Source organism: Flavobacterium arsenatis (assembly GCF_031456785.1).
GTDB classification, from domain to species: Bacteria; Bacteroidota; Bacteroidia; order Flavobacteriales; family Flavobacteriaceae; genus Flavobacterium; species Flavobacterium arsenatis.
This window is the reverse complement of sequence record NZ_JAVDVI010000001.1, coordinates 441,090-455,496: the sequence shown is the minus strand read 5'-3', so window position 1 is coordinate 455,496 and position 14,407 is coordinate 441,090. Positions and strand designations below refer to the sequence as shown.

General features: G+C 36.1%; 11 protein-coding genes. 9 read left to right on the top strand and 2 right to left on the bottom strand.

The genetic code is table 11. From position 1 onward, the window contains the following. Nucleotides 1–178 precede the first annotated feature (178 nt). From alaS to J2X31_RS01895, 9 genes are all read left to right on the top strand, one after another. A complete protein-coding gene (gene alaS, locus J2X31_RS01935) occupies nucleotides 179–2,875 on the top strand; it encodes an alanine--tRNA ligase (RefSeq protein ID WP_310023956.1) in 2,697 nt (898 codons plus the stop codon). Nucleotides 2,876–2,881: 6 nt separating this feature from the next. Next, on the top strand, nucleotides 2,882–3,637 hold the full coding sequence (locus J2X31_RS01930; RefSeq protein ID WP_310023954.1) for a hypothetical protein: 756 nt from the start codon (nucleotides 2,882–2,884) through the stop codon (nucleotides 3,635–3,637). Between the two features lie 25 nt (nucleotides 3,638–3,662). After that, nucleotides 3,663–4,616, top strand: coding sequence for a GSCFA domain-containing protein (locus J2X31_RS01925; RefSeq protein ID WP_310023953.1), 954 nt, complete (start codon nucleotides 3,663–3,665; stop codon nucleotides 4,614–4,616). Nucleotides 4,617–4,723: 107 nt separating this feature from the next. Continuing rightward, nucleotides 4,724–5,260 (top strand): DUF6252 domain-containing protein, encoded by a 537-nt coding sequence (locus tag J2X31_RS01920; protein WP_310023952.1) that lies wholly within the window; start codon nucleotides 4,724–4,726, stop codon nucleotides 5,258–5,260. 84 nt (nucleotides 5,261–5,344) lie between these two features. Continuing rightward, a complete protein-coding gene (locus J2X31_RS01915) occupies nucleotides 5,345–7,189 on the top strand; it encodes an outer membrane protein assembly factor BamB family protein (protein ID WP_310023951.1) in 1,845 nt (614 codons plus the stop codon). A gap of 161 nt (nucleotides 7,190–7,350) precedes the next feature. After that, complete coding sequence (locus J2X31_RS01910; RefSeq protein WP_310023950.1) at nucleotides 7,351–7,569, top strand: hypothetical protein; 219 nt, start codon at nucleotides 7,351–7,353, stop codon at nucleotides 7,567–7,569. Between the two features lie 91 nt (nucleotides 7,570–7,660). Then, nucleotides 7,661–9,586, top strand: a complete 1,926-nt coding sequence (locus tag J2X31_RS01905) for a tetratricopeptide repeat-containing sensor histidine kinase (protein WP_310023949.1) — start codon at nucleotides 7,661–7,663, stop codon at nucleotides 9,584–9,586. Between the two features lie 22 nt (nucleotides 9,587–9,608). Continuing rightward, nucleotides 9,609–10,253 carry a response regulator gene (locus J2X31_RS01900; protein ID WP_310023948.1) on the top strand — a complete coding sequence of 215 codons (645 nt, stop codon included), beginning with the start codon at nucleotides 9,609–9,611 and terminating at the stop codon, nucleotides 10,251–10,253. Nucleotides 10,254–10,307: 54 nt separating this feature from the next. After that, on the top strand, nucleotides 10,308–10,922 hold the full coding sequence (locus J2X31_RS01895) for a DUF4230 domain-containing protein (protein WP_310023947.1): 615 nt from the start codon (nucleotides 10,308–10,310) through the stop codon (nucleotides 10,920–10,922). A gap of 56 nt (nucleotides 10,923–10,978) precedes the next feature. Here the strand turns inward: J2X31_RS01895 and J2X31_RS01890 are convergent, their stop codons facing one another. Next, on the bottom strand, nucleotides 10,979–12,085 hold the full coding sequence (locus J2X31_RS01890; RefSeq protein ID WP_310023944.1) for an ABC transporter permease: 1,107 nt from the start codon (nucleotides 12,083–12,085) through the stop codon (nucleotides 10,979–10,981). A 9-nt stretch (nucleotides 12,086–12,094) separates the two neighbouring features. Continuing rightward, nucleotides 12,095–14,332, bottom strand: coding sequence for a carboxy terminal-processing peptidase (locus tag J2X31_RS01885; RefSeq protein ID WP_310023942.1), 2,238 nt, complete (start codon nucleotides 14,330–14,332; stop codon nucleotides 12,095–12,097). Nucleotides 14,333–14,407 lie beyond the last annotated feature (75 nt).

The following is a 14,407-nucleotide window of genomic DNA, read 5'->3' as shown; positions in this document are numbered from 1 at the left end:
TTAAAGAAAAAAAAGAAAAGATTTTCTCTGCAAACACGAAGTGTTCACCGAACACTTATGAAAATAAGTGTAATGTGAGGTAATCGGGGCTAGAGGGAAAACCATTTGAATAAAATAACCATTCACAAAAAATATAATTCGTGCGAATTCGAGAAATTCGTGGCAAAAAAAAATAAAAATGAAATCACAAGACATTCGCAAGCAATTCTTAGACTTTTTCCAAAGCAAAGGACACCTAATCGTTCCTTCGGCTCCAATTGTCCTAAAAGACGACCCAACCCTGATGTTCAACAATTCAGGAATGGCACAATTCAAGGAGTATTTCCTTGGAAACGGAACACCGAAAAGTCCAAGAATAGCCGATACTCAAAAATGTCTTCGTGTTTCAGGAAAACATAATGATTTGGAGGATGTAGGTTTCGATACCTACCATCACACAATGTTCGAAATGCTAGGAAACTGGTCCTTTGGCGATTATTTCAAAAAAGAAGCCATCAACTGGGCTTGGCAATTGCTGACAGAAGTGTATAAAATTCCAAAAGAAAATTTATATGTTTCAGTTTTCGAAGGAAATCCAGCCGAAAACGTTCCGTTCGACCAAGAAGCTTGGGACATCTGGAAAGAATTAATCGATGAAGACCGAATCATTCTAGGAAATAAAAAAGATAATTTCTGGGAAATGGGCGACCAAGGACCATGTGGACCATGTTCCGAAATCCACGTTGATTTACGTCCGGAAGCTGAAAAAGCATTGGTTTCAGGAAAAAGTTTGGTCAACAACGACCATCCACAAGTGGTAGAAATCTGGAACAATGTATTTATGGAATTCAACCGTAAAGCCGATGGTTCATTGGAAAAATTACCAGCACAACACGTAGATACCGGAATGGGATTTGAGCGTTTGTGTATGGCTTTGCAAGGAAAAACTTCGAATTATGATACCGATGTTTTTACACCGCTTATAGAAAAATTGGAAGAAATTACAGGATTCAAATATACTACCAATGATGTCATTCTGAACGATAGTGAAGAATCTGAAGAACAAAATAAGACCAATATCGCCATCCGTGTGATTGTGGATCACGTTCGTGCCGTAGCATTCGCTATTGCTGATGGGCAATTGCCATCCAACACTGGAGCTGGTTATGTTATCCGTAGAATTTTACGTCGTGCGATTCGTTACGGTTTTACATTCTTGGATACAAAAGAACCATTCATCAACAAATTGGTGGAAGTTTTGGCCAACCAAATGGGCGAATTTTTCCCTGAAATCAAATCACAACAGCAATTGGTTACGAACGTAATCCGTGAGGAAGAGGCTTCGTTTTTGAGAACTCTGGAACAAGGGATTTTTAGGATTGAAGGATATATAAAATCTCTTGAATTGGATAATAAATTAGAGTCTGTTTTAGAAATTAAAGAAATCAATACAGACAAAGTTGTTTCAGGTGAAGTCGTTTTTGAGTTGTATGATACTTTTGGCTTTCCTAAAGATTTAACAGCTTTAATTTTAAAAGAAAAAGGATATACTTTTGACGAAGAAGGTTTCGAAAAAGCGATGTTCGAACAAAAAACACGTTCTCGTGCAGCATCCGAAACTTCTACTGACGACTGGACAATTCTAGTCGAGGGAAACACCGAAACTTTCGTTGGATACGATCTTTTAGTAAACGAAGTAAAAATCACACGTTACAGAAAAATCGATTCTAAAAAGGATGGAAAATTGTATCAGATTGTTTTGGATCACACTCCATTTTATCCAGAAGGAGGAGGTCAGGTTGGTGACAAAGGAATACTTACGAGTGCAAACGAAACCATCGAAATTTTAGATACAAAAAAAGAAAACAACCTGATTTTGCATTTCACGAAAAACCTTCCTGAAAATGTAAATGCCACCTTTATTGCTCAAGTTGATAAGAACTTAAGATCGGATTCAGCAAGCAATCACTCGGCTACACATTTGTTGCACCAAGCCTTGAGAACGATTTTAGGAACACATGTGGAGCAAAAAGGTTCGCTCGTGAGTCCGAATTATCTGCGTTTCGATTTTTCGCATTTTGCAAAAGTGACCGAACAGGAATTGCATCAGGTGGAAATGTTTGTAAACGAAAGAATCCAAGACCAATTGCCTTTGATTGAAAGAAGAGACATTCCATTCACTCAAGCAGTTGAAGAAGGAGCAATGGCTTTGTTTGGAGAAAAATACGGAGATAGCGTTCGTGCCATCAAATTTGGCGAAAGCATGGAATTGTGTGGAGGAATCCACGTGAAAAATACCGCTGATATCTGGCAATTCAAGATTGTTTCGGAAGGAGCAGTTGCGGCAGGAATCCGTCGAATTGAAGCGATTACAAACAAAGGTGTAAAAGAATTTTATACTTCACAGGAAGAAACCTTGAAGGAAATCAAGGAAGCGTTGAAAAATCCTCAAGATTCGGTTAAGGCTGTATTTTCGTTGCAAGAAGAAAATGCGAAGTTGAAGAAGCAATTGGAAGTTTTGCAAAAGGAAAAAGCAAAAAACTTAAAAGGTGATTTGGCAAAAGAAATCCAGGAAATCAATGGCGTGAAATTCCTAGCCAAGCAAGTTGATTTATCTGCTGAAGGGGCAAAAGACTTGGCTTATGATTTAGCAACTTTAGGAAACAATGTGTTTTTAGTTTTGGCTACAGCCGAAGAAAATAAACCAATGTTAACCTGCTATATCTCTAAAGAATTGGTTGCTGAAAAAGGATTAAATGCCGGACAAGTAGTTCGCGAATTGGGAAAATTCATCCAAGGAGGAGGCGGTGGTCAGCCGTTTTTTGCTACAGCCGGAGGAAAAGATGTTTCTGGGATTGAGAAAGCATTGGAAAAAGCAGTTGATTTTATAAAATAAATAAATATGAAAAAATTACTATTTCTTTTAAGCGGAATCGCACTTTTGTTTTCCTGCTCAAGTGATGATGGCGGTACTACTAATTCGGATTTCACTCTGGTAAAAAAAGCCGTTTCGGTTGAAGCAGACGGTAGTGAGGGAATGACGTTTAATTATTCTTATAACGGCAATAAAATTAACACGGTTCAGGTTTTGAACGGTCAACAAGTAAAGTATTTTTATACCGGAAATCTAATAACCAAATTAGAGCGTTATCTTACCGCTAATGGTACATTAGAAATTGAAGTTATTTATTATTATGATGCTAATGACAGACTTGTGAAAGAAGAGTCTAAATATTTTATAAATTCAAATTTGACAACTCGAAACTTTACTTATGAACCAGATGGTAGTATTTCTTTTTTAGCGTATTCAGGCGAGATTGGGAGTATTACAGAGCTGGTATCAACTGGCAAGTATTTTTTTAATGAGGATCAGGAAGTGGTTAAAATCGAAACAACCAATGTCAATACGAATAGTACATTGACTACTAATTTTACCTACGACAATCAAAACAATATATTTAAGAACGTTTTGGGTTGGGATAAATTGTTTTCTCTAACAGGCAAATACCATAACGTGGTAACGACAACCTATCTTGATGCCAACCAAGTTGTTCTTGATTCCAATTCTAAACAATATGAATATAATAGTGCAGGATACCCAACTTCGGTTATAACTACAATTGGTAGCAGTAGTGCTAAAGTCAATTATTTCTACTAAAGAAAGCTAAAAAGTATATCGTTTAATGCAATTCAGAACCCAAATACCCATTTCAAGAAGTAATCAACCAATAGATTACAATTCAAAGGTGGTGTCTTTGGGTTCTTGCTTTGCAGTGAATATTGGTGAGAAATTTCAATATTATAAATTCCAAACCACAACAAATCCGTTTGGGATTATCTTCAATCCCGTTTCGATTGAAAAGATTGTAAGGAGAATCGTTGAGAAAAGGTTTTTTATTGAAGATGATATCTTCTTCTTTAATGACAGATGGCATTGCTTTGAAGTGCATTCTGAATTGTCACATCCAAACAAAGAAGTTTTTTTAAGTAGTCTAAACGAATTAATCGATTCAATGTATCAGCAATTAATCGATTCAACCCATATCATCATTACCTACGGAACTTCGTGGGTATACCGCGAAAAAGAACAATATGAAGTGGTAGCCAATTGCCATAAACTGCCCCAGAAACAATTTGACAAGGACTTGCTTTCGATTGAAGCTATCGAAAAAGCAATTCATAATACAATCGATTTGATCCAAAAAATAAGTTCAAATTGCAACATGATTTTTACGGTTTCGCCCGTTCGCCACATCAAGGATGGTTTTGTAGAAAATCAATTGAGCAAGGCACATCTAATTACTGCTTTGCATTCTTCCATCCCCCAACTTCCAACTTCCAACTATTTTCCTAGCTACGAAATTATGATGGATGATTTGCGTGACTATCGTTTTTATGCCCCAGACATGCTTCATCCCAATCAAACCGCAATTGATTATATCTGGAAGCTTTTTGCGGAAGCATACATTACTAGTGAAAGTTTTTCTACAATGAGTGTTGTAGAAAATATTCAAAGATCGCTCCACCATCGACCGTTTAATGAAAATGGCGAGGAGCATCAGAAATTCTTATCCCAACTTCAGGATAAGATAAAAAATGTGGAGACAAAGTTCCCTCATATCCGTTTTCATACGTAATTTTTATTCCATATACTTCTAGTAAAAAAAATAGGGCATTTGCCTTATTGATTTGGTTTTCAGATAATCGCAATTTTGGAACAGGTTTAACTAACAAAATTTTTATCATGAAAACACTCAAAAAAATCAGTATTTTATTTTTAGCGACAGTATTGTCAACGGCTGTCATTTCTTGTTCGGGAGATGATGATGGCAACCCAACACCACCAACAGCACTTGAAGGACAAATCACGGCCAATGTTGGAGGAGCTAATTTTACTTCAATAACACAGGGAACAACAGCTGTGAAAGTGGCAACAGGTGGAGCATTCACAATTACAGTTCAAGGAACCGACTTGGGAGGAAGACAACTTCAATTGATACTTAATGGAGTTGATGCAACAACTGGCACCTACCAAATCAGTCAGGAGGCAGCTATTTCTGCAATCGGAAGCTATACAGAAGTAAACACCACAACCTTTACTTCTCAAACATGGGCGGCTCCAAACGGAACAGATGATGTTTCAGGATCCATCACAATCACTGAAATTTCAGATACCAACATCAAAGGAACTTTCAATTTCACAGCAAGAAATCAAGAAGATGCCAACAATGTAAAGGAAGTGACTGGAGGTTCATTCAACGTGAATTTCATGCAATTCTAAAACGGATAAACCCTAATTTATCAAAGCCCGACAGTTTCTCTATTAAAATTGTCGGGTTTGTTTTCAACCAAAAAAAATCCAGATATGAAACATCTTTTAACAGCAATGGTTTCCTGTGCTTTCCTGTCCTTCAATGCTAACCACTTGATGGCTCAAAAAGCAGAAACTCCAAATTTCACCTATAATTTCGGAGGTAAAATCGATTTTATGAAACTCACCGATTCAGGTGTTTTGGTCGTGGCAAATGGCGATGGTTTTGCCGGAATCAAGCCAGGACAAGACAAGCTTCATTTTGATTTTAGCGATTACGGAAAAGTAAAAGAAGAAGAACTTGAGTTTATTCCGCTTTCGCCTTATGTGATTGTTTCCCAAGGCGGTATTTTCAGTTCAAAGAAGAGTGTCATTGATTTTGTATCAGGAAAAAAACTTTTTGCTACCGAAGATAACGGTTGGAAAATGACCTATACCTTCAACATTCTTTTGCCACAAAACAAGCTTGTTGTAAGCGGTCAAAGAAAAGCGACTGATCAATATGCAATGGCAGTTGCGGTTTATGATTTGGCTACCGGAAAAGAAGAAAAATTCTTCAAATTAAAAGGAGCTGCGACAATAGTTACAGGACGGCCTTTGATGGTTGGCGACGGATTGATTGTGCCAACAAGCAAATCATTGATGCACATTGACACAAAAACGGGTAATGTAACTTGGGAAGCAAAAGTGGACGACATTACTTGGATGACGGCCGATGCAACAGGAAAAGAAATCTATGCTTTCGAAGAAAAACCAGGTGGCGATACAAAAATCCATAAAATCAGCAACACCGGACAAGTGCTTTGGAAAGATGCCCAAAAGGTAAAAGGAAAAGTCAGTAATTTTCAAATTCTTCCGCAAGGTTTGGCGGTCGTGAGCGATGTTGCCGATACGGGAAGTAAAAGTGTTTTTGCCGCTGCTGCAGAATCAAAAATTGGATTTATGAGTGCCATAAATGGAGAAGATTTGTGGGATAAGGCTCCAAAAACAAAAGGATATGTTCAGCATTTCTATGTAATGGAAGATGGAATTTTATTCGGAATCAGAGAAGGTGGTATCAACAAGATTTCTTTTGATGGAAAGACACTTTTTAAGAAACCATTAAAGACTGGAGAAAATATTCATACCATGGCTTTAACGCCAAAAGGGATGATTTATATCACTGATACCGATGCTGATATTATCAATCTTTCTACAGGCGAATCTATCTGGAGCAAGCCAATCAAATATAAAAAAGCCAAGTCGGTTTGCAGTACCTATGATGAAAAAGGAAAACGATATTTGATTTCTACTGGAGAAGAAATGCTTGCCATAGATGAAAATTCGGGTGACATCAGTACTTTTTGCACCTATAAATTTGAAGAAAAGGAAGCTCCAAACACTTTGCACGTTCGCGAAGGCGGATTTTTGCTGACTTCCGATCAGAATGTGATGATGCTTAATTTTGATGGATCTAAAAAATTCCACGAATACCACAGATCTCCAGGTAAGAGTGCATTTGGTGCCATCCTTTCAGGAGCATTGGCGGTAACGTCGATGGCAGTTGCAACATCGGCTGCCTATGAAGCCGGAATGAACAAAAATACTATCGGTCAATACAACGCTCGTGGACAAAATGCCAAAAACATTCAGGATAATTTTACTCAGATTGCATCGGCTTCGTTTGCCGAAATGAACAAACGTTTCAAGGCAACTGCAGCAACCGAAAATGCACAGTTTATCTTGACAAAACTGGATGATGGTGTAGGTTTGGTGAAAGTTCATAAAGATTCGGGAAAAAAGGAAAAAGAAATTGTTCTGAAAGATAAAAAACCAAAATATGTGGTAGATGAGGTTGCTGGACTTTTGTATTACAGAGCAAACGACAAATCAATATACGGTTATGATTTAATGAAATAGTGTTTAGGGTGGTTGAAAGTCCTTTTTCATAATGGAAAGATGTGTAGGATCATTTTTTCAGACCTGAAAAGGGCTTTCTCCTTTTGTAAATAGTAAAGAGTAGGAAGATGGTTGTGATTCTGATTTTAATAATAGTTGCATTATTGACTACTATTTTTTTTATGAATAGGAGGTATGGAAAAATGCAGGAGATTCATCTTCAAAAAATTGAAGATTTACATTTGATTATTTTGGAATTGACGAGAAACCAAAGAGTCAATCAGGAAAAGATTCGATTGGCAGATGATTTTAAGGAGCATTTCAAGGACTCAAGATTGATATTGAACGATAAAATTTTATCCCTGCAACACGAATTCCTGGAAATCATTTCAAAAAAATAATCTAATGTGATGTTATTTTTTAATTTGAATGCTGAAGTTTTATATATTTAATAAATTTTAACAAAATCAACCTTGTAAAAACCATGAAAATATGAGAAAACTTTACATTTTACTTTTTATATTTTTCAATTCATTGAATTTTGCACAAGGTTTGACTGTACAGAAGATTGACAGCCTGAAAAAGGCAACTACGAAAGGAGATGTCAAAAACAGATGCAATTCACTTTTACTGTTGTCCGATGAATACAGCAACACGGATTTGAATGTTGCCTTGCGGTATGCAAAGATGTCACTAGAAAATGCAAAAAAAGCAAAGAACGATACGCTGTTGGCAATTTCCTATAACTCGATCGCCAATGCCTATCAGTACAAAAGCAAGCTCGACTCGGCTTTGATTTTCCATCAAAAAGCATTGCATCACAGAAAGAAAATCAAGGATACTATTGGTATGGCCGATTCCTATAATAACCTCGGAATTGCCTATGATTCAATGGGTTTGTTTTCGGAATCGTTGCACAATTATTTTAGGGCTCTTTATTTTTATGATAAGAAAAAAGACCTTGAAAAACTGGCAATGACCTACACCAATATCGGAATCATCTATAAAACCCAGAAGGAATATCAAAAGACATTTCAGTATTATAAAAAGGCAAACGAGTTATATAAAAAAGTAAAATCTGATTTTGGAATTACGGTTTCATCTGGAAATTTAGGTTCCATTTTAATCGATTTTGGAAAATACGAAGAGTCTATAAAATATTCTCAAATTGCCAAGGAAGGCTATGAAAAGATGGGTTATGACCGATATGTAGGCTATCCGGTTTCAAATATTGCAGTGGTTTATGATAGTTTGCATCGATTTGAAGAAGCCAATAAAAATTATATCGAAGCCATAAAATTACACGAAAAATATCTGAATTCCTACGAGGTTGCAAATATTTGCAATGCTTATGCAAAATGCCTCATCAAGCAGGAAAAATTTCAGGAAAGTATTCTGATTTCGAATAAATCAAAGGAATTTTCGAAGAAAGTAAATGCTTTTTTTCTGGAAGTAAATGCCAATCAAAATCTGGCAACAGCCAATTCTAAACTTGGAAATTTTGAGGAAGCCTATAAGTATTCCAACCTTTACACGACGGGAATCGACAGCCTGTTTAAAACCGAAAAAACCAAGGCAATTTTTGAACTCGAAACAAAATACAACACCGAAAAAAAGGAAAAATTACTAATTCAAAAAGAAGCCGAAGCAAAACAGCGAAACGCCTTGCTGATTGTATTGTCAATACTTGTAATCTCGGCAATTTTGTTGGGTTATCTTTTCTACCGTCAGCAAAAATTAAAAAACAGGCAACAAGAACAGGAGTTTCAACTCAAATCGGCCATTGCACAAATTGAAACCCAGAACAAATTACAGGACCAACGATTGAGTATTTCGAGGGATTTGCATGATAATATTGGAGCCCAGCTGACTTTTATAATTTCATCTGTGGATAATATCAAGTATGTTTTTGATTTAGAAAATACTAAGCTCGACGGCAAGTTGCAAAGCATCAGCAATTTCACAAAATCAACAATCGTAGAACTTCGCGACACGATTTGGGCAATGAACAACGACGAAATTTCGTTTGAAGATTTGAAGATGAGGATTTTTAATTTTATCGAAAAGGCAAAAATCGCAACCGAGGAAATTGAATTCAAGTTTAATATCGATGATAATTTAAGCCAGCAAAAATTCACTTCCGTAAAAGGGATGAATGTCTATCGGACAATTCAGGAAGCCATCAACAACAGTATTAAATATGCGAAAGCGACTGAAATTAGGATTGATGTAAAAAGCATTGACGATAAAATAAACATCATTATCTCCGACAACGGAATTGGTTTTGATGAAAATGCTATTGTTCCAGGAAATGGCATTCAAAACATAAGAAAACGTATAAAAGATATTGGAGGAACTTTCACTTTGCAATCGGAATTAGAAAAAGGAACAACCATATCCTTGACAGTTCCAAAGTAAAATGGATTAAAAATTAAAGCAAATGATAAAAATAGCAATCGCTGATGATAATTCTTTTTTGATCAAAACAGCACAGGAAAAACTGTCTTTTTTTGATTTGGCAGTGAAATTAATTGCTGTTGATGGAAAGGATTTAATCGATAAGCTTGAAATCAACCACAACATAGATTTGATTTTGATGGACATCGAAATGCCTGAAATGAACGGAATTGAAGCCACAAATTTCATCAAAAATAAATACCCTCACATCAAAATCCTGATGCTTACCGTTTTTGATAACGATGAAAACATCTTCAATGCCATAAAAGCTGGAGCCGATGGATATTTGCTGAAAGAAATCAACCCGAAGGATTTGCATCAGGGAATTCTGGAAACCTTGAATGGTGGTGCCGCTATGCATCCATCAATTGCATTTAAAACCTTGAAATTACTTCGAAATCCACAAGATTTTGAAAATAGGGAATGTCAGGAAGAAATTAAATTGTCCACACGAGAAATAGAGGTTTTGGAACAATTGAGTAAAGGATTAAATTATAATACCATTGCTGATAATTTAATTCTATCGCCAAGTACGGTCAGGAAACACATCGAAAACATCTATGCAAAACTGCAAGTTCACAACAAGCTTGAAGCAGTTCAGAAGGCGAAAAGCAATAACTTAATCTGAAAATTATAAAACTTGATTGCTTCTTTTTTTTCTTATTTTTATAAAAAAATAAAAATGAAAAGAATTCTAATTGGAGTAGCGATTATTGTTGGCGTGATTTTGTTGTTCAAATTTTGCGATTTCAAGAAAGACGAATCCAATATTGAATATAATTCGGATCTTATCCAACAACAAATCCTAAATGTTGGAAAACTGGTTGTCACCGAAGGTCATTTCTCCGAAGTACTCACTTATAAAGACCAAGATAAGTATTTGATGGATTTAATTTCGTTCGAGAAAAAAGCACTGATAGTTGTCAATGCAGACGTCACGGTTTCCTACGACTTACGTCAAGTTAAATATGATATCGACGAAAAAAACAAAGTCATCACGATTACAAATATCCCCGAAGAAGAAATAAAAATCAGTCCCGATATCAAGTTTTATGATGTCAATCAAAGCCGATTCAACCAATTTACGGGAGACGATTATAACAAAGTGAACAAGACCGTAAAAGCAAATTTGGCGAAGAAAATCGAAAAATCTACTTTAAAATCCAATGCCAAAAACCGCTTGGTCAGCGAATTATCAAAGATATTAATTCTTACAAATTCTATGGGATGGACTTTGAAATTTGAAGGGAATGTGATTGAAAAAGAAGGCGATTTGAATAAAAATATTAAAGGATAATTCCACACAGATTTACACAAATAAAAATTTGCGTTTATTTTTTTAAAGAAACATTTTTAGCTTTTAACGTCCAAAGCGTCACGCAAAGCATTTCCCATCATCATAAAAGCGAGAGTGAGAAACATAATGGCAAGTCCAGGAACCATTGCCAAATAGGGTTTTCCTAGAATAATATAGCTGTAGTGGTCCTTGATCATGCCACCCCAACTTGGAATTGGCGGTTGTGCTCCAAGTCCGAGGAAACTCAAACCACTTTCTACCAATATGGCTGATGCAAAATTGGCAGCCGAAATAACAATTACAGGAGCCATAATGTTAGGAAGGATATGGTTGAATATGATTCTGAAATTCCCAAAACCCAAAGCTCGTGCGGCCGTTACATATTGCATTTCTTTTACGCTAATGACTTGACCGCGAACAACCCTTGCCACTTCGACCCACATGGTTAATCCAACAGCAACAAAAACCTGCCAGAATCCTTTTCCAAGTGTCAGTGTAATTGCAATAACCAATAAAAGTGTGGGAATAGACCAAATTATATTGACAAGCCACATAACGAAAGCATCTGTTTTTCCGCCGAAATAACCGCCAATTGCTCCAAAAAATATTCCAACAATCAAGGAAATAAAAACCGCAACAAATCCGATGGATAATGAAACACGCGAGCCAATCAGCATCCGACTCAAGAGGTCTCTTCCGTATTTGTCGGTTCCGAGGCGAAAGGTCTGGGTTCTTATAAACTCGTTTTCAACTTCCTTTATGCTTTTATATCCAGAAAATTTATCCAAATTAATTTGTTTGCTCATGTTTACTGATGGATCATCGGAATATTCAGTATATTCAATACTGTTCCCTACTATTTTATAATTCTTTATAGGGATTTCAGTAACCGTATTCGGAAATCCAAACAGATAGTTTGAAAATGAGGTTTCAGGTTTTTCATCTAATGGAATAGAAAGCATTTTCACTTCAAATCCTGGACTTTTAGAATGTATGGAAAGATGCATCTGATTGGCATTTTCAGAATTGTCTGGTGCAAAAACGTAAGCAAATAGTGAAAGAAAAATCAATAGAGCGATAAACCAGAAACTAAAAACGCCCCAAAAATTCTTTTTGAATTTTTGGAGCGCGATAGCTGTTAAAGATTGGGTTCTATTTGTCATTAAATAACTTTATAGAGAACCAACTAATTTACCTTTCTTTGCTTTAGAAGGCAATTTTGCTTTCACTACATTTTTAGATTGCATGTCGCTTAAAACATTTAATGCTTCTTCAACATACACGTCTTTGGATAGGCTTTCGTGCCAACGTACTCTTTTTTCCTTGAACAAACTGTCTTTTTCCATCATAGCCATTTCGTTTGGCAATGATTTAAATTCTAGTTTATTTTTATAATCAGAAATCGGTTTGTATTTTTTGGCTTCAGCATCAAGATTTTCTTGTTCTTTCTTGAATTTATCCAGCTGCAAGCTGTAAACATTTTCATCTCTACGTTTACTGATCCATTTTGCATTTTCGTCAATCAATTGAAATTGCGGATTTTTTGCCAATCTGTTTTTGCTGTTTGCAATCACGGCATCGTAATTTTCAATTTTCCAAGGTTCGAATTTGGCTGCGTCAATCTTGTCCCAAGGCATTGCATTTTTCATGTCGCGTTCTCCGATTTCAATGTGTGAAAATCGATCTGGCATGTTCACGTCGCTGCTAACGCCTTTCAATTGAGTAGATCCGCCGTTGATTCTATAGAATTTTTGAGTGGTTGTTTTCAAAGCTCCCAAATCGCCAACAGAGCTGTTCCTGATAAAGTCGTTCAATCCATAAACATTCTGAACAGTTCCTTTTCCATAAGATTGTTTGCTTCCAATGATTACACCTCTTTTGTAATCTTGGATTGCAGCGGCTAAAATTTCTGAAGCCGAAGCAGAGAAGTTATTGATCATTACAACCAAAGGTCCATCCCATTGAATTCTACTGTCCTTGTCGGACAAAACTTCTTTGTTTTTGCCAGTAGTTTTCACCTGAACAATTGGACCTTCTTTGATGAATAATCCAGCAATGTCAACAACTGTTCTCAAAGAACCTCCGCCATTGTCACGAACATCCATCACAATTCCTTGAACACCTTCTTGTTTTAGTCTTTCTACTTCGATGGCTACATCTTTTGCAGCATCTCTATCATCTTTATTTTCAAAATTGATATAGAATTTTGGAAGATAAATGATTCCGTATTTCTTGCCATCTTTTTCTACAACGCTCGATTTTGCATACGTTTCTTCAATTTCAACTTCGTCACGGATGATGGAAATTACTTTGATTGTTCCGTCAGATTTTTTAACCGTCAATCGAACTTCGGTGTCTTTTGGTCCTTTGATTTTCTTTACCACATCATCAAGACGCATTCCAACAATATCAACAGGTTCTGCATCGCCTTGAGCAACTTTCATCACAACATCACCGGCTTCCAATTCTTTTCCTCTCCAAGCCGGACCGCCAGAAATCAATTCTGTAATTTCGGTAAAATCATTTTTCTTTTGAAGGCGTGCTCCAATTCCGAAAAATTTACCACTCATGCTCACGTCAAATTTTTCTTTGTCGTCTGGAGCCATATAGTTGGTGTGAGGGTCAAAACCTTCGGCAATTGCATTCAAATAGATTGAGAAATAATCGTCGCGGTTCAAATCTTTCATGAAACTATACAATTCATTTAAAGATTTTAAAGAACTTTCACGCGTTTCTTTTTCCAATTCTTCATAGCTTTTTGGGCCTTCTTTATCTTTTTTGGCTTTTTCGGCTCTCTTTTTTTCTGATGCTGTCAAAGAGTCATTTGCCTTTTCAAAAACGCCATTCTTTTTGTCTTCCTCATACTTTAATTTGTCGTTCAAAGAAGATAGAGTTGATAGTTTTATTTGTTTACGCCATCTATCTTTAAGTTCTGTTTTATTAGCAGCGTAAGGCGTTTTTTCATAATCCGTATTGATTTCTTCATCGATGGTATAGTCAAAAGGCTTGTCGAGAATTTCTTTGTAGAAGGCTTCGCTTTCCTTTGTTCTTTGCATCAAACGGCTGTAAGTCAGATCAAAGAAAGATAGATCCTTGTTTTTGATTTGATCATCTAGCAGCGTTTCATATTTTGCAAATTCATCAATATCCGATTGAAGGAAAATCCTTTTAGAAGGATCCAATCCCATGATGTATTCCGTATAAACACCTTTCGAAAAATTATCGTCAATGTCTTTTGGATCATAATGTCCTTTTTCAACAATGAACGTTAACAATTCAATCAGCATTTTATCTTTTTCCGGGTCGTTTTTTTCTTTTAGGGGAAAAAAGCTCAATAGGGCGATTGACAATATTGCAACAACTCCTATTATTTTATAGTTTCTTTTCATAAAGCTCCAAATTGCATTCATCAATTTTTTTTAAATCTAATTTTCATCTAAATTAAGGAAAAACTATGCCAGTTGTCGCAATGTCCCTATAATTTT

Bases quoted from the DNA above. Each gene is read 5' to 3' on its own strand.
- J2X31_RS01895 (WP_310023947.1), top strand. From the start codon at position 10,308: ATGAAAAGAATTCTAATTGGAGTAGCGATTATTGTTGGCGTGATTTTG.
- J2X31_RS01910 (WP_310023950.1), top strand. From the start codon at position 7,351: ATGAATAGGAGGTATGGAAAAATGCAGGAGATTCATCTTCAAAAAATT.
- J2X31_RS01905 (WP_310023949.1), top strand. From the start codon at position 7,661: ATGAGAAAACTTTACATTTTACTTTTTATATTTTTCAATTCATTGAAT.
- J2X31_RS01890 (WP_310023944.1), bottom strand. From the start codon at position 12,085: ATGACAAATAGAACCCAATCTTTAACAGCTATCGCGCTCCAAAAATTC.
- J2X31_RS01885 (WP_310023942.1), bottom strand. From the start codon at position 14,332: ATGAATGCAATTTGGAGCTTTATGAAAAGAAACTATAAAATAATAGGA.
- alaS (WP_310023956.1), top strand. From the start codon at position 179: ATGAAATCACAAGACATTCGCAAGCAATTCTTAGACTTTTTCCAAAGC.
- J2X31_RS01925 (WP_310023953.1), top strand. From the start codon at position 3,663: ATGCAATTCAGAACCCAAATACCCATTTCAAGAAGTAATCAACCAATA.
- J2X31_RS01920 (WP_310023952.1), top strand. From the start codon at position 4,724: ATGAAAACACTCAAAAAAATCAGTATTTTATTTTTAGCGACAGTATTG.
- J2X31_RS01915 (WP_310023951.1), top strand. From the start codon at position 5,345: ATGAAACATCTTTTAACAGCAATGGTTTCCTGTGCTTTCCTGTCCTTC.
- J2X31_RS01900 (WP_310023948.1), top strand. From the start codon at position 9,609: ATGATAAAAATAGCAATCGCTGATGATAATTCTTTTTTGATCAAAACA.
- J2X31_RS01930 (WP_310023954.1), top strand. From the start codon at position 2,882: ATGAAAAAATTACTATTTCTTTTAAGCGGAATCGCACTTTTGTTTTCC.